We start from the raw sequence: 15555 nt of genomic DNA, 5'->3' as shown, positions 1-15555 counted from the left end.
GGATTTTTTTTTAGAAACCTTTCGCAAGTTTACTAAGCATTAATTATTTGGCTAAAGCCTAATTTCTAATCTTTATTTAAATCTCCAGCTAAAGCTGGAGGCCATTCAAAAGAATAAATTATTTTATATTCAACGGAATAATTCCATATCTACAACATAAATTGTTTCTCTGGAACTTTATCTCCAACGAGCTCCAATGTTTGTTTCTTTTCACCTTCAAAAAAAAAACCTCAGGACCTTAGCAACTCAGCATCTTAGATCCTTAAAATTACATTCCCGTTCTAATTGCCTCAACCGGATCTAATTTTGCTGCCGAAATTGCCGGTAAAATTCCGGATATTATACCAACCAGAATCGATAATCCCGCCCCGATAATAACATTCCAGAAACTTAACACAAATTCAAAATCTAATAAATTAGTTAAAAGCAGCGACATCAACCAAACAATCAACAAACCAATTATTCCGCCTATCAAACAAAGAATAACGGCTTCAAACAAAAACTGAAACAATATAAAACGATTTTTTGCGCCTAAAGATTTTTGAATCCCTATTAAATTAGTTCGCTCTTTTACCGAAACAAACATAATATTTGCCACACCAAAACCTCCAACCAAGAAAGAAAAGAAACTAATAAATATACCTCCAAACCTTAAACTTCCCAGAATTCCATCTACAAAATCAGTAAAACCAGAAAGTACATTAATAAAGAAATTATCAGACTCGCCTGCTTTCATTCCGCGAATTGCTCTTAATTTTTGGGCAACTTCGGCTTTATACGCCTCCATATCTACTCCTTTTACAGGTTTTAAAACAATAACCGGCGTCATTGCATCATTATCACCGTACATTCTGCGCAAAAAGTTCGTTGGTAAATAAACAGATGTATCATTACTATCGCCAAAAAAACCCGCACCCTGTTTTTTTATTACACCAATTACGGTAAAACGCTGTCCGTATAAACGAATATTTTTACCAATAGGATCGCTAGTTTCAAAAAGTCCCTCAGCAATATCGTATCCCAGAACAATAACTGCGCTTCCGGAATTGGATTCAGATTCATTATAAAATCTTCCTTTATCGAAACTTAATCCTTCAATATCGACCATTTCGCTGGACGAAGGAACTATATTGACATCACTAACAGTTTTTGAATCATATTTTAAAGTTTCATGATTTACAAAAAGCTGATAAGCGACCTGATCTGTATTATTAAGGGAATTTTTTAAACTGATGTATTCATCATATTTTACATTTGGAAATTGCTCTCTTTTCCATTGTGGAATTTCAGAAGGACCAAAACAATATTTCATTAAATAAATCGTATTTTTATCTAAGCTGCTCAAATCTTTTGAAATCTTTCGATCTAAAGAATCTACCGCTGCCAATACAGCAATAATAGAAAAAATACCAATCGTAACACCTAACAGCGACAATAAGGTACGCAGTTTATTATTTCGCAAAGCGTTTATGGCAAAGCGGAAACTTTCTTTTAACAACCTTAGATAAACCAGCATATACGTGTATTTTTCATAAAAGTAAAATTCAATAAATTAAAATCAAAATCCTAATAAAAGTTAACTTACTCATCAGTAGATTTTTTTAGCATAATGTTACATTAATTTTCTTTAAAATAATATTTAAAAAAACTACTTTTGCAGTCTGAAAATCATAACTACACAATGAGCACAACTAAAACAATACAATCAGCATTAATTTCTGTTTTTTCGAAAGATGGCTTAGAGCCAATCGTTAGAAAATTACACGAACAAAACGTAACGCTTTATTCGACTGGAGGAACCGAAGATTTTATAAAAAACCTTGGAATTCCTGTAGTTCCTGTTGAAGATATTACTTCATTCCCGGAAATTCTTGGCGGAAGGGTAAAAACTTTGCACCCGAAAATTTTTGGCGGAATCTTAAACCGTCAGGATAACGAAAGTGACGTTCAGCAAATGAAGGAATTTGATATTCCTCAAATTGATCTGGTTATTGTTGATTTGTACCCATTTGAAAAAACGGTTGCTTCTGGCGCAAGCGAACAGGATATTATTGAAAAAATTGATATTGGCGGAATTTCATTGATTCGTGCCGGTGCAAAAAACTTCAAAGACACTGTAATTGTAGCTTCTGTTAATGAATACAGTTTGCTTTTGGATTTAATTACAGAACAAAACGGAGCAACAACTCTTGAAAACAGAAGATTGTTTGCTACAAAAGCATTCCACGTTTCCTCTCATTATGACGGTGCTATTTTTAATTATTTTAATACTGACGAAACTATCTACAAAGAAAGTATTGCAGATGGCCAGGTTTTAAGATATGGTGAAAACCCACATCAAAAAGGTTTCTTTTTTGGAGATTTTGATGCGATGTTTAAAAAGGTTCACGGAAAAGAATTATCATATAACAATTTGTTAGATGTTGACGCAGCAGTAAACTTAATTAATGAGTTTAAAACTGACGGACCAACATTTGCTATTTTAAAACACAATAATGCTTGTGGTTTAGCTTCAAGAAAAACAATCAGCGAAGCTTATTTAGCAGCATTGGCTTGTGATCCAACATCTGCTTTTGGTGGAGTTCTGATTGCAAACACTAAAATTGATTTGGCTACAGCACAGGAAATCAATAAATTATTCTGCGAAGTAGTAATTGCTCCAAGTTATAATGATGATGCAATTGCGGTTTTACAAGAAAAGAAAAACAGAATTATATTAGTTCAAAATGAAGTTGAATTACCTTCAAGACAAGTAAGAACATGTCTTAACGGTTTGTTAATTCAGGACAGAAATAATATTACAGATACTAAAGAGCATTTAAAAACCGTTACTATCACTGAGCCGACTGCTCAGGAAATAGAAGACCTGATATTTGCTTCAAAAATTTGTAAAAACACCAAATCAAACACGATTGTTTTTGCAAAAAACGGAACATTAATTTCTTCAGGAACCGGCCAGACATCAAGAGTTGATGCTTTGGTACAAGCTGTAGATAAAGCAAAAGCTTTTGGTTTTGATTTAACCGGCGCTTCTATGGCAAGTGATGCATTTTTCCCTTTTCCGGATTGTGTAGAATTAGCTAAAAAAGCAGGAATAACAGCTGTAATTCAGCCCGGAGGTTCGATAAAAGACGAATTAAGCATAAATTATTGCAACGAAAATAATGTTGCAATGGTATTTACAGGAACACGTCATTTTAAACATTAATTTGTTTAACTTTGTTCAAAATAATTTATAACATTTTAAACCCCTAAAAAACTTATGGGATTTTTTGATTTCATGACCGAGGATATTGCGATAGACCTTGGTACCGCAAACACTTTAATCATACATAATGATAAAGTTGTTATTGATAGTCCGTCAATCGTTGCACGTGACAGAATATCAGGCAAAATCATTGCTGTTGGTAAGGAAGCCAATATGATGCAAGGTAAAACGCATGAAAACATCAAGACCATAAGGCCTTTGAAAGATGGTGTAATTGCAGATTTTGATGCTTCGGAAAAGATGATCAACATGTTCATCAAAAGTATTCCTGCATTAAAGAAAAGAATGTTTACTCCAGCTTTAAGAATGGTAGTATGTATTCCGTCTGGAATTACTGAGGTTGAGATGAGAGCTGTAAAAGAATCTTGTGAAAGAGTAAACGGAAAAGAAGTTTACTTAATTCATGAGCCAATGGCAGCAGCAATTGGTATTGGTATTGATATCATGCAGCCAAAAGGAAACATGATTGTTGATATTGGAGGTGGTACAACAGAAATTGCTGTAATTGCATTAGGCGGTATTGTATGCGACAAATCTGTAAAAATTGCAGGTGACGTTTTTACAAATGATATCGTCTATTATATGCGTACGCAACACAATCTTTTTGTGGGAGAAAGTACTGCAGAGAAAATAAAAATTCAAATTGGAGCTGCTATCGAAGATTTAGATGGTCCTCCTGAGGATATGTCAGTTCAGGGTAGAGATTTACTTACTGGTAAACCAAAACAAGTTGATGTTTCTTACCGTGAAATTGCTAAAGCATTAGACAAATCAATTCAGCGTATTGAAGATGCTGTAATGGAAACATTATCTCAAACTCCTCCTGAATTAGCGGCAGACATTTACAACACTGGTATTTATTTAGCCGGTGGTGGATCTATGTTAAGAGGTCTTGACAAACGTATTTCGCAAAAAACAGATTTACCTGTTTATATTGCTGAAGACCCGTTAAGAGCTGTAGTTCGTGGAACCGGAATGGCACTTAAAAATATTGCAAAATTTAAAAGTATCTTAATTAAATAAGATTCAAAATAATCAATATGTTTTTATAAGAGTCAGATTTAATTTATCTGACTCTTATAAAATTTGAAACTTAATAGCATATCCTGAAACAAAATAACCAAACAAGAAATGCAGCAAATTTTTAATTTTATTATAAGAAACAGTAATCGATTGCTGTTTTTGCTGCTTTTAGGTATTTCGTTGGCTCTCACAATTCAATCGCATTCTTTTCATAGAAGTAAAGTAATCAGTTCAGCTAATTTTTTAAGCGGAGGTGTTTATGAAAGAATCAATCATGTAAATGAATATTTGAATTTAAGAACTGAAAATGACGAACTTGTACTTGAAAACGCAAGATTAAAAAGTCTTTTATTCAATAAGGAAGACACTACAAAAATTCCTTTAGCAGATAGTGTAAAGGGAGTAAAACCTGCGGATATCATAGTTTCAAAAGTAATTCATAACTCATACAGTACGCACGAGAACTTTATTACTTTAAATTCGGGAACCAATGAAGGCGTAAAACAAGATATGGGAGTAATAAACAGTTTAGGAATTATTGGTATTATCGATAATACATCGCCAAGATATTCTACTGTGGTAAGTATCCTGAATATGAAATCTCGAATTAATGCTAAGTTAAAAAAATCAAATCATTTTGGTTCTTTAACCTGGGATGGAGTAAGCACAGGATTTGTGCAGCTTAGAGATGTCCCGAGATTAGCTTCTGTTAGAAAAGGTGATACTATCGTAACGGGAGGACAATCTGTAATTTTTCCGGAAGGAATAAATATAGGGACTGTTGAGACAGTTTACACAGAAACAAAGACCAGTTTTTACGTTATAAAAGTTAAGCTATTTAACGACATGACAAACTTAGGTCACGTTTATATTATTAAAAGTAAGGACAGAGAAGAACTTATTAATTTAGAAAAAAAGAAAAAAGATGAATAGCGCTTTGTTAGTCAATATTTTTCGATTTATTATTTTACTAGCAATTCAGATTGTTATTTTTAATAATATGAATTTTTTAGGGTACATAAGTCCCTTCCCATACATCTTATACATTATTTTGTATCCGGTAAACAGCAATAGAGCCGGATTAATATTTTCCAGTTTTTTGCTGGGGCTTACAATGGATATGTTTTGTAATTCAGGAGGAATTCATGCAACGGCCTGCGTTATCCTCGCCTATTACAGACCTTACATTTTTAAATTCTCATTTGGACTGAGTTATGAATACCAGACCATTAAGCTAAACGACTCATTAACACCTGAAAGATTTTCTTTTATTCTGGTATCTGTTTTATTACATCATATCGTATTGTTTATACTAGAAGCCTTTCAGTTTAAATTTATTTGGGATATTTTACTCCGAACATTATTTAGCTCAATCTTTACAATAATCACTTCTATTATCATAATTTACCTTATTAAGCCAAATAAACGATGAGAAAAATTCTGCTGCCCTCTTTAATTATTATCGCAGCATCTCTGCTTGTGATGAGGGTATTTTATTTGCAAATTATAGACGATTCTTTTAAGTTAAAATCTGACAATAATGCAATCAAGAAGCAGTATGACTATCCTGAAAGAGGCTATATTTATGACCGAAATGGAAAGTTATTAGTTGCGAATCAGGCTTCTTATGACATCATGGTAATCCCGAGAGAGATTAAGGAAGATCTTAACGTTAGTGAATTTTGCACATTATTAAATATTACTAAAGAAGACTACGACAAGAGAGTTGCAAAAGCAAAAGTATACAGTCCAAGATTACCTTCTGTATTTTTATCGCAATTAAACAAAAATGAATTTGCTGCTTTTCAGGAAAAAATCAGAAAATACGAAGGTTTCTATTTCCAAAAAAGATCACTTCGTGATTACGAAGTAGATTATGGCGCCAATATTTTTGGCTCTATTCTACAGGTAAATGAAAAATTAATTGCTAAAAACCCTTATTACAATAGTGGTGACTTAATTGGAAGACAAGGTGTTGAAGAAAGCTACGAAGAAGTTTTACGCGGAATAAAAGGTGTAAAATATATACAGAAAGACAAATATAATAGAGAAATTGGTTCTTATAAAGATGGAAAATATGATACTATTGCCGTTGCAGGTGAAGATATCAATTTAACAATCGATGCCGAACTTCAAAAATACGGTGAAGAATTAATGATCAACAAAAGAGGAGGAATTGTTGCCATCGAACCTAAATCAGGTGAGATATTAGCATTAGTTACCGCTCCATCATATGATCCGGGTATTTTAGTTGGAAGACAAAGATCTAAAAACTATACACTTTTATATCATGATTCTATAGCAAAACCATTATACGACAGAGGACTTTTAGCAGAATATCCTCCGGGATCTCCGTTTAAAATCTTAACCGGCTTAGTAGCCCTACAAGAGGGTGTTATCAATGAGCAAACGACTTTTATGTGTCACCACGGATTTAGTTACGGTAGAGGACGTTTTATGAAATGTCACGGTTTTGGACCGCATCAATTGCATAATGGAATTTACAATTCATGTAATACCTATTTTGCACAAGCTTATATGCTTACAATAAACAAATATGCAAATCCTGGCAAAGCAGTCGATGTTTGGAGTGATCACATTAAAAGTTTTGGATTAGGTCAGTTTATGGGCTATGATTTACCAACTGGTAAAAGAGGGAACGTACCTACCTCTAAAACATACAAACGTATTTATCCTAATGGAGGCTGGCGAAGCACCGCAATCGTATCTAACGCAATTGGTCAGGGAGAAGTTTTGATGACCCCAATACAACTGGCTAATATGATGGCTACTGTTGCAAATCAAGGGTATTATTATACACCTCATATCATTAAAAAGATTGAAGGTGAAAAAATAGATCCTAAATTCACAACTAAACACGTTACAACTGTTGATCAAAAATATTTTCCTCCTGTTATTAGCGGTTTGTTTGACGTATATAATATGGGAACGGCAAGCAGACTAAAAGTGGAAGGAATTGATATTTGCGGAAAAACAGGAACTGCTGAAAACTTCGCGAAAATTAACGGAAAAAGAGTTCAGTTAGAAGATCACTCTATATTTGTTGCCTTTGCTCCAAAAGACAATCCAAAAATTGCTATCGCAATTATGATTGAAAATGGAGGTTTTGGTGCCAGTGTAGCGGGGCCAATTGCCAGTTTAATGATTGAAAAATATCTTAGAAAGAAAATAACCCGAACAGATCTGGAAGTAAGAGTACTAAACAAAAGTTTAGCTTCAGAATATGCCAAGTTGGGAGGAATGAGTGCAGCAAGCAAAATTGAGTCGGTACCAAAGGATTCTGTTTTATTAGCTAAAATTGTCAAACCAAAAGCAGCTGTTGCTCCAGCCGTAAAAAAAGAAGTTAAAAAAACAACAATAGACACCACTAAAAAGAACTAACAAAGATTATTTCAAATGAGAAATCAAAGTGTAAAAAACAACATTGATTGGATAAGTGTTTTTATCTATACTGCGTTAGTAATATTAGGCTGGATAAATATCTATTCGTCATCATTATTATCAACAGACGGAACCTATCAAAAACAATTAATTTTTATTGGCTGTACAATTCCTTTGATTTTTATTGTACTTTTTGTGGACGGAAAATTTTACGAAAAATACGCCAGTATCATTTTTGGGGTTTCATTACTTTCATTAGCCGGTTTGTTTCTTTTTGGAAAAACTATCGCCGGCCAAAGATGTTGGTACGCAATAGGGAGTTTTACAATACAGCCTTCCGAGTTTGCAAAAGCCGCTACATCTTTAGCGTTAGCAAAATATTTAAGCGACACACAAATTAACCTGAAAGATGTAAACAGACAGATTCAGGCTCTTGCAATTGTATTTTTACCAGTAATGCTAATTTTACCTCAGCCCGATCCCGGAAGTGCTTTAATTTACAGTATTTTTATTGTGGTTCTTTACAGAGAAGGATTACCATCATGGTATGTCTGGACTGGTTTTATAACTATTATATTATTCGTTTTAACGCTTATCTTAGAACCTTACGCGGTTATATTAATTGCGCTGGGGGTTTTAATTATCATACATTTTAAAGGCCGGGCCGTTGACCGAAACATTATTTTAAGTGCTATATTACTCGCTGTCATCTCGGCTTTTGTACTATCTGTAGATTATGTTTTTGATAATATCTTTAAACAGCACCATCGCGACCGTTTTAATATATTATTAGGAAAAACAGTCGATATGAAAGGTATTGGATACAACACCAACCAATCAGAAATTGCTATTGGATCCGGAGGATGGATTGGAAAAGGTTTCTTGGAAGGAACACAAACCAAAGGAGGATTTGTTCCTGAGCAACATACAGATTATATTTTTACGACTGTTGGTGAAGAATGGGGTTTTGCAGGTTCAATTGTTGTTATTGCGCTTTTTGTTGGTTTATTACTAAGAGTAATTTACTTGGCCGAAAGACAAAAAACAAAATTCAGCAGAGTTTACGGGTATTGTGTTGCAGGAATTTTATTTACGCACTTTTTTGTAAACATTGCAATGGTTATAGGGATTTTTCCAACCATTGGGGTTCCTCTTCCCTTCTTTTCATATGGAGGTTCCGGACTTTGGGGATTCACAATTTTATTGTTTATCTTCTTAAAAATGGATGCTAATAAGGTAAATGAATGGTAGGCTTTTTTTTGAAAAAATTCAATACAAAAATTCCAAATTCCAATTGAAAACTTAGGATTTTAAGTTAAGTCGTTTCTATAGCATTGAATACATTCGCACCTAAAAAACACATTAACTTAAATTAAAAAAAGAATAATTTTAAATATAGCTGTGAGCTGTGCAAAGCTTCAACCTCGGATTAAGTATCATAATAACATAATCCTGCATTTCAAATCACTTCAATGTTGACAATGTTTAAAGATCATATTCAGGCATAAAAAAAGTCCGAAGTTCAGAACTTCGGACTTTTTTGTATTTATATATTAATTATATCTTTTCGCTTGGTCTTTTCTTTAAAAGCTTTACTAAAACCGGGAACGTAGAGATAATAACAATTATGATAATGATATATTCAATATGGTGCTTTAAATCAATTCCTTGCTTTAAGAACACTCCATATAAATAATGACCTGCAAAAATTAGGATAAAAGACCATAAAAAAGAACTCAGGACATTATAAAACATGAACTTCTTTTTATCCATAGAAACTATACCCGCAATGATTGGAGCAAATGTTCTGAAAATTGGAAGAAAACGCGCATAAATAATCGCTTTACCACCATACTTTTCAAAGAAATCTTTCGATTGTAAAAGGTATTTTTTCTTAAACCAAAATGAATCTTCTTTTTTAAACAAATAATACCCGCTTTTAGCTCCAAACCAATATCCTGTCATATTTCCCAAAACCCCCATTATGGCAACAAGAGTAGAAAGCACAAATACATTTATAAAATCAGCTGGAATATCAACTACATTCAACATTAGATCACGGCTATAAATACCCGCCAAAAAAAGTAAACTGTCTCCCGGAAGGAAAAAACCCGCGAAAAGTCCTGTTTCAGCAAAAACTATAAACAAAACAATAAATAAACCAATTTGAACACCTCCGATGCTTAATGTAATGTAAAATTCAGGGTTAATTAATTGACTCCAATCAAAATTATTCATAAATGCTTTTGGTTATATTTATAAGTTCGTGAAATTAACAATAATTTGCTTCAACACCAATAAATTGCTATATTTTAAAGATAAATTAACTATTTAAAAGCCCAAGTTTACACTTGGGCTCGTAAGATAATTATTCTCTTACATACTTGCAGCAAGAATGTAAATTTTCATAATCAATATCTGTTGCTTTAACATCCTTAGTATCATGCCCTACTTTAGCAATCGCTTTATTTAAATCTTCAGGAGATGACTTTTCTTCATTTAAAATCACGGCAAGCTGATGTGAACTAATATCCCATGTTGCCGACTTAACACCAGGAACAGCAAAAGCTGCTTTTTCGATTCGTTTTTTGCATTGCTCACAATTACCGTTTACCTCTGTAGTATATTTTAAATTCTTATTTTTTTTAGTTTGAGCCTGAGCTGAAAATCCTAAAAAAGTTACTAATGCAATTAAAATTATATTTTTCATTTTTATCTATTATTTATTGTTATTAAAATTAACTTTTGAATTTATTATTGAATTTGTTTTTTGATATTGAATTTATTTTATTTTAAATCGTAATCCTGCATAATACATTTGTCCAAAAATTGGTGCATATGCAATAGAAGCATCAAAGTTAGGACCAAAAGGATCTTCAGAACCTAAAATTGCTTTTTGTTGTTTATAATTCCCTATGTTTTCTCCACCAACATAGACTTCTAAAACAGGAGAAACAACTCTTGTAACCTGAACATTCATAACCGCATATGAAGGCGAAAAATCAGGAAACTGATCTGCTACAGGATTCGATGCTGTGTAAGGCAATTGCTGTTTTCCTGACCAGTTAAAAGTATAATCAAACTTCCATTGTTTACCATCGTTTAAATTTGTTTCGTATTCCAGGTTTCCTAAAAAACGGTGCTTGGCCTGTAACGGACGTTGAAAATTGCCTGTTAAATAATCGGTTTGAATGTCATAATATTTATACGCCGTTCTAAGATTCAAATTATGAATCAGTTCATAGTTAAACTCTACCTGCAAACTATTCGCAAAAGAGCTTCCTTTAAGATTGTAAAAAGAAACTTCCTGCGGACTTTGCATTAAATCTACAACGGCCTGATTTTGAAAATCGGTACGATAGAAATCAAATCCGGCTTCGGCATTTTTATTAAAAAGTTTGAACTTCTGAGAAAAACTCACACCATAATTCCAGGCAATTTCCGGATTCAGTCCGTAAATCTTTCCGTTTGTGTCTAAAATAGAGAACGTTCTTGAACTAGCAAAAAGCTGCTGGTTCTCTGCAAAAATATTCGCAGAACGTTTTCCTCTTCCTGTAGAAAAACGAATTACTCCATCTTTCCAAGGATTATATCTCATATGCAAACGAGGTGTCACAAAAAAGCCCAAACGATTATGATTGTCTACCCTTCCTCCTAAAATTAAACTGAAATTATCGGTATTGTCGTAAGTATATTCAAAGAATGCCCCTACCGAATTATCAATTCTGCTGTAGTCATTCACATTTACGAATTCCTGATACTGATCATAGGTAAAATTTAAACCGGTTGAGAACTTGTGCATGGTATTATTGATAATCGAATTAAAAATTAAATTCGAATAAAAGCTATTCTGCTTAATATCATACAAGTTCAAACCAAAATAGGAGTTTTGGTTATGACTGTTAAAAGCATTTTGAAATCCTATACTTTGATAAGGCATATCTTTAAAAACATAGCCAATTTTTGTAGAAACATCAAAACGTTCTGTATTGATTTCTGACCACCAATAATTGGTTGTTCCACGATCTCTGTCTTTATCAAAATCAACTTCTCCGGTTTGTTTTTTATCATTCATGTATCTGAAATTAATAAAACTAACCAAACCACTTTCGGGATTATAATATTGATAACGGTTTAAAACATTAATTTGTTTCCCTAGCGGATTATCCAGAAATCCATCATCGTTCATGTCGTTTTTAGCAACACGGGCATTTCCGTGCACAAACAAACTTGTCGCCCATTTGTCTGACAATTTTCTATTAAAATGAGTATTTACCTCAAAACGCGCATCGGTAGAACCGTAAATATTCAAAAAGAACGGAATGTCGTTTAGAGGTTTTAAAAGTTCTGTATTGATTTGGCCCGAAATACTTTCGTAACCATTGATAACGCTTCCGGCACCTTTGGTAATCTGGACACTTTCGATCCAGGTTCCAGGCGTAAATGATAATCCGTAAGCCTGAGAAGCCCCACGAACCGAAGGAATATTTTCTTCGGTAATCATTAAATAAGGACTCGTTAGACCCAGCATTTTTATTTGCTTCGTCCCGGTTAAAGCATCAGAAAAGTTCACATCGATTGATGGGTTTGTCTCAAAACTTTCAGCCAGATTACAGCAGGCGGCTTTAAGTAATTCTTTGCTTGTAATAACACTTGTATTGGCAGTAAGAGTATAGGATTTTTTAATTCCTTTTTGCTTTTTGGTGATTTTTACTTCCTCCAGATCTTCTTGCGAAAAAGCGGCAACAGAAAGTAAAACCATACCCAAAAGCATGATATTTTTTTTCATAAAAAAAGATTTTAATGTAATTAGAAAAAGGCTGTTTTGTAGAATTTTTTCTAAATAAAAAACAGCATAGTACAAACCATAAAAGGCTTGATTCTAAACATTAAAATCAGGAATAAAAAATATATTGGCTATACAGCTTAAATAAAGGGGGTGCATTCGCATCAGAATAATACGAAATAATCTGATTGCTTTTAAAATTTGGAATTGATAAAAAAGCAACTGGTTTAAATTCCTGAATTACAGCCGGAAAAGCAAATTGAAAAAAGAAAAACTTAATAGTAGCATTATCAGATTTTTTCTCAAAATGAACTACTTTGTCTTTACAACAGGAAGATTTTTTTTCAGATGCACCACAACATTTTTTTTCGGGCGATGCAGTAACTGAAGTATTTAATGAAACAGAAGCGATTTCGCCACCGCAATAATGCACATCAAAAGCAAACCCAATGTTGGAAACCAACAATAGGAACGCTAAAAATAATCCTGTGCACTTTTTTAAATTCATGATGCAAAACTACCTAAAAAGAGTTAAAAAAAGATCTAATGAAATGTTATTTTTTAAGATTTTGCTGCTGATAATAAAATGCGGGTATAAATAACAATACAAAGATGGGCTGAATAATAAATCTTCTTACATAAAAAAGAAGCCAGTTCCAATCCTCAAAATAATTAATTATTACGACAAACATCCCTAAAAGCAATATCAAAAAAAATGCATACAAAAATAAGCTAAACTTCAAAATATCAACTTCCTGAAACAATACATAAATAAGAATTAGCGACAAAACAGCATTTAATAAGTAACGCAACAAAAGCCCTGAAAAAAGTTTAAAAGAATCTATTTGAGGGAAAGGTGCATCTTTAAAATCAGATTCAAAATAAACCAAAAAAGGATCATAAAACAATTTGCTTTCAAAAGTCCGTATTATCCCGAAACACAATATAATAAAGATTGCAATTAGAATTTTAGTTTTATTTTGAAGTAATTTATTTAGCATATTTTGAAAATTTATTTACCCAAATAATCCACAAAATAAAAACTGCACCATAAATAATTAGCGGAAATAAAGTGCCATGTAAAAAATGATTATACTGCGGAAAATAAAACAACAGCACAACCAGCAAAGCGATTCGAATAACATTGAGAGCATAAATAAACAAAATACCAAATAATATATAAAGTAGTGTTGTTTTAAGTTTGCCTGAAAAAGCAATTACAAAAGCAACAAACAAAATAATAACGCTCACAGCATTACAACCTTCAACAATTCGAACAAGATATTTTTTATTATACCAAACCTCTAACCATGAATCGGTAATGCTTTTATAAATTTTGATATCACAATTAAATAAATCCATTAATTGCGCCACATTTTTACCTACAATGTTTGTTATCCCATCAACATCAATTGCTTCAAAAGTATTGAGATATAATTTATAAATTAATGTAAGTACAATATAAGCAGCAAAAAAAGTGCTTATAAATATAAGGAAAGGCTTAAATTGAATGAGGTATTTTTTCAACAGAATTTTTTTTCAAATTTATGTATTTTTGAGATTAGCTTTAAATACTTTTGTATAAAATTTTAAGATTATGACATTTCAGGAATTAGAACCAAAAATAAGTGCTATTGTAGCTGACACAAAATTAGTTAGAGATGAAAAATTATTAGCCATTTGCCAACTTTTAAATGCAAATGTAGAATACTATAACTGGGTTGGTTTTTATTTTGCCAATCACGAAGCCAAAACTTTGCATTTGGGTCCATACGTAGGCGCAGAAACAGATCATACCGTAATTCCGTTTGGAAAAGGAATTTGCGGACAAGTTGCAGAAAGCAATGCTAATTTTGTAGTGCCGGACGTTGCAGCTCAAGATAATTATATCGCCTGTAGTTTTACGGTAAAGTCTGAAATCGTAGTTCCTTTATTTGTAAACGGACAAAATATTGGTCAAATTGATATCGACAGTCACGTTATAGATCCTTTTACAGAAGCTGACGAACGCTTTTTAGAATTTGTAAATCAAGAAGTTGCTAAATTGTACTAAAAATAATACATTCGCGTAACTTTACTTTTAAACCAATTTATGAAACTAATTTTACGCGTATTCTTTTTTTTCGCAATTTCTACAAAACTATTTTCTCAAACTGCAATTCCGGCAGGTAAAATAATTTATCTGGACTCTAGCTGGGTTGAAAGCACTGAGGACAATTATAAGTATATTAGAATTGTTGAAGAATATTATTCAGAGAAGAAATCCTATATCATTAAAGAATATTACAAATCTAAAGCTTTAAAAACGATAGGAGCTTCATCTGATAAAGATATAATTAAACGTCAGGGCCAATTTGTTTACTATTATGAAAATGGCAACAAAAAATCAACTGTTAATTATTTAGATAATAAAAAAACAGGTAAAGAATTCAACTGGTATGAAAACGGAAATATACAGTCTGAATTTGAGTATTATACCGATAAAAACAACGAAACCAATTATAAGCTCAATAATTACTGGAACGATAAAAAGGAACAAAAAATAATTTCCGGTAATGGGGATATGGAATATAAGGATAAGTTTATTGAAGAAGCCGGAAGAGTAAAGGATGGTTTGCGAGATGGAATTTGGAAAGGAAAATCTCTAAAATCAAAATATAGCTTTTCAGAAAATCATCAAAACGGCAAGCTCGTTTCAGGAGTAAGTATAGATTCATTACATATTGAACATCCATATACCACTATCGAACAGCGTCCTACTCCTCAAAAAGGTATAAAATCTTTTTATAGCTATGTGGCAAAATCAATTATTATTCCGGCTGACGCCCGAAATGTAACAGGAAAAATATACATGACCTTTATAGTAGATAGGGATGGAACGCTTGTTGATCCTAAAATACTAAAAGGTGTTGGCTATGGAATAGACGAAAGCGTCCTTAACGTGATTAAGAATTCAAAAAAATGGAATCCGGGTTTAAAAAGAGGCATTCCGGAAAGGGCTTTTTACTCCTTACCTATCACAATTACAAAAAATGGGCGATAAAATTCGTTTTTCCAAAAAAAAGTTCTATTTTTG

The 15555-nt window shown here is 32.6% G+C and carries 15 protein-coding genes; 8 read left to right on the top strand and 7 right to left on the bottom strand.

All coding sequences use genetic code 11. The features are described 5' to 3' along the window. Nucleotides 1-268: 268 nt before the first annotated feature. Nucleotides 269-1516 (bottom strand): ABC transporter permease, encoded by a 1248-nt coding sequence (locus B0M43_RS07420; RefSeq protein ID WP_065449256.1) that lies wholly within the window; start codon nucleotides 1514-1516, stop codon nucleotides 269-271. A 165-nt stretch (nucleotides 1517-1681) separates the two neighbouring features. Here B0M43_RS07420 and purH point away from each other — a divergent pair, with 165 nt between their 5' ends. The 6 genes from purH to rodA all read left to right on the top strand — a co-directional run bounded on the left by purH (nucleotide 1682) and on the right by rodA (nucleotide 8944). Continuing rightward, nucleotides 1682-3208: a bifunctional phosphoribosylaminoimidazolecarboxamide formyltransferase/IMP cyclohydrolase gene (gene purH, locus B0M43_RS07415; RefSeq protein WP_078006312.1), complete on the top strand. Its 1527-nt coding sequence runs from the start codon at nucleotides 1682-1684 to the stop codon at nucleotides 3206-3208. A 54-nt stretch (nucleotides 3209-3262) separates the two neighbouring features. Next, nucleotides 3263-4291, top strand: a complete 1029-nt coding sequence (locus B0M43_RS07410; RefSeq protein WP_007804822.1) for a rod shape-determining protein — start codon at nucleotides 3263-3265, stop codon at nucleotides 4289-4291. A 108-nt stretch (nucleotides 4292-4399) separates the two neighbouring features. Then, entirely contained in the window at nucleotides 4400-5224 is an 825-nt protein-coding gene (mreC, locus tag B0M43_RS07405) for a rod shape-determining protein MreC (RefSeq protein WP_078006313.1), read from the top strand. Further along, complete coding sequence (locus B0M43_RS07400) at nucleotides 5217-5723, top strand: rod shape-determining protein MreD (protein ID WP_065449253.1); 507 nt, start codon at nucleotides 5217-5219, stop codon at nucleotides 5721-5723. The genes mreC and B0M43_RS07400 overlap by 8 nt, the downstream gene beginning before the upstream one ends. Continuing rightward, nucleotides 5720-7693, top strand: coding sequence for a penicillin-binding protein 2 (gene mrdA / locus B0M43_RS07395; RefSeq protein WP_078006314.1), 1974 nt, complete (start codon nucleotides 5720-5722; stop codon nucleotides 7691-7693). The genes B0M43_RS07400 and mrdA overlap by 4 nt, the downstream gene beginning before the upstream one ends. 15 nt (nucleotides 7694-7708) lie before the next feature. Continuing rightward, nucleotides 7709-8944: a rod shape-determining protein RodA gene (rodA, locus tag B0M43_RS07390; RefSeq protein ID WP_078006315.1), complete on the top strand. Its 1236-nt coding sequence runs from the start codon at nucleotides 7709-7711 to the stop codon at nucleotides 8942-8944. Nucleotides 8945-9250: 306 nt separating this feature from the next. Here rodA and B0M43_RS07385 read toward each other — a convergent pair whose 3' ends face one another. From B0M43_RS07385 to xrtF, 6 genes are all read right to left on the bottom strand, one after another. Next, on the bottom strand, nucleotides 9251-9931 hold the full coding sequence (locus B0M43_RS07385) for a DedA family protein (RefSeq protein ID WP_065449250.1): 681 nt from the start codon (nucleotides 9929-9931) through the stop codon (nucleotides 9251-9253). 130 nt (nucleotides 9932-10061) lie between these two features. Continuing rightward, nucleotides 10062-10403 (bottom strand): heavy-metal-associated domain-containing protein, encoded by a 342-nt coding sequence (locus tag B0M43_RS07380; protein WP_078006316.1) that lies wholly within the window; start codon nucleotides 10401-10403, stop codon nucleotides 10062-10064. 72 nt (nucleotides 10404-10475) lie between these two features. Next, on the bottom strand, nucleotides 10476-12482 hold the full coding sequence (locus B0M43_RS07375) for a TonB-dependent siderophore receptor (protein ID WP_078006961.1): 2007 nt from the start codon (nucleotides 12480-12482) through the stop codon (nucleotides 10476-10478). A gap of 106 nt (nucleotides 12483-12588) precedes the next feature. Next, the gene (locus tag B0M43_RS07370; RefSeq protein WP_065449248.1) at nucleotides 12589-12987 is read right to left on the bottom strand and encodes a hypothetical protein; all 399 of its coding nucleotides are present in this window, start codon (nucleotides 12985-12987) and stop codon (nucleotides 12589-12591) included. Nucleotides 12988-13033: 46 nt separating this feature from the next. Continuing rightward, nucleotides 13034-13480, bottom strand: a complete 447-nt coding sequence (locus tag B0M43_RS07365; RefSeq protein WP_078006317.1) for an exosortase F system-associated protein — start codon at nucleotides 13478-13480, stop codon at nucleotides 13034-13036. Continuing rightward, nucleotides 13470-14006 carry an exosortase family protein XrtF gene (xrtF, locus tag B0M43_RS07360; protein ID WP_078006318.1) on the bottom strand — a complete coding sequence of 179 codons (537 nt, stop codon included), beginning with the start codon at nucleotides 14004-14006 and terminating at the stop codon, nucleotides 13470-13472. The genes B0M43_RS07365 and xrtF overlap by 11 nt, the downstream gene beginning before the upstream one ends. Nucleotides 14007-14076: 70 nt before the next feature. On the opposite strand from xrtF, the gene B0M43_RS07355 reads away from it, so the two are divergent. Continuing rightward, complete coding sequence (locus B0M43_RS07355; protein ID WP_078006319.1) at nucleotides 14077-14532, top strand: GAF domain-containing protein; 456 nt, start codon at nucleotides 14077-14079, stop codon at nucleotides 14530-14532. Nucleotides 14533-14571: 39 nt separating this feature from the next. Then, the gene (locus B0M43_RS07350; protein WP_078006320.1) at nucleotides 14572-15522 is read left to right on the top strand and encodes an energy transducer TonB; all 951 of its coding nucleotides are present in this window, start codon (nucleotides 14572-14574) and stop codon (nucleotides 15520-15522) included. Nucleotides 15523-15555: the final 33 nt, after the last annotated feature.

Source organism: Flavobacterium sp. KBS0721, from assembly GCF_002007065.3.
Lineage (GTDB): Bacteria > Bacteroidota > Bacteroidia > Flavobacteriales > Flavobacteriaceae > Flavobacterium > Flavobacterium piscis.
The sequence above is the reverse complement of the archived record's forward strand: the minus strand, read 5'-3'. Positions and strand labels throughout refer to the sequence as shown.

Coding starts and splice junctions, on each gene's coding strand:
- B0M43_RS07420 (WP_065449256.1), bottom strand. CDS start 1,516: ATGCTGGTTTATCTAAGGTTGTTAAAAGAAAGTTTCCGCTTTGCCATA.
- purH (WP_078006312.1), top strand. CDS start 1,682: ATGAGCACAACTAAAACAATACAATCAGCATTAATTTCTGTTTTTTCG.
- B0M43_RS07410 (WP_007804822.1), top strand. CDS start 3,263: ATGGGATTTTTTGATTTCATGACCGAGGATATTGCGATAGACCTTGGT.
- mreC (WP_078006313.1), top strand. CDS start 4,400: ATGCAGCAAATTTTTAATTTTATTATAAGAAACAGTAATCGATTGCTG.
- B0M43_RS07400 (WP_065449253.1), top strand. CDS start 5,217: ATGAATAGCGCTTTGTTAGTCAATATTTTTCGATTTATTATTTTACTA.
- mrdA (WP_078006314.1), top strand. CDS start 5,720: ATGAGAAAAATTCTGCTGCCCTCTTTAATTATTATCGCAGCATCTCTG.
- rodA (WP_078006315.1), top strand. CDS start 7,709: ATGAGAAATCAAAGTGTAAAAAACAACATTGATTGGATAAGTGTTTTT.
- B0M43_RS07385 (WP_065449250.1), bottom strand. CDS start 9,931: ATGAATAATTTTGATTGGAGTCAATTAATTAACCCTGAATTTTACATT.
- B0M43_RS07380 (WP_078006316.1), bottom strand. CDS start 10,403: ATGAAAAATATAATTTTAATTGCATTAGTAACTTTTTTAGGATTTTCA.
- B0M43_RS07375 (WP_078006961.1), bottom strand. CDS start 12,482: ATGAAAAAAAATATCATGCTTTTGGGTATGGTTTTACTTTCTGTTGCC.
- B0M43_RS07370 (WP_065449248.1), bottom strand. CDS start 12,987: ATGAATTTAAAAAAGTGCACAGGATTATTTTTAGCGTTCCTATTGTTG.
- B0M43_RS07365 (WP_078006317.1), bottom strand. CDS start 13,480: ATGCTAAATAAATTACTTCAAAATAAAACTAAAATTCTAATTGCAATC.
- B0M43_RS07355 (WP_078006319.1), top strand. CDS start 14,077: ATGACATTTCAGGAATTAGAACCAAAAATAAGTGCTATTGTAGCTGAC.
- B0M43_RS07350 (WP_078006320.1), top strand. CDS start 14,572: ATGAAACTAATTTTACGCGTATTCTTTTTTTTCGCAATTTCTACAAAA.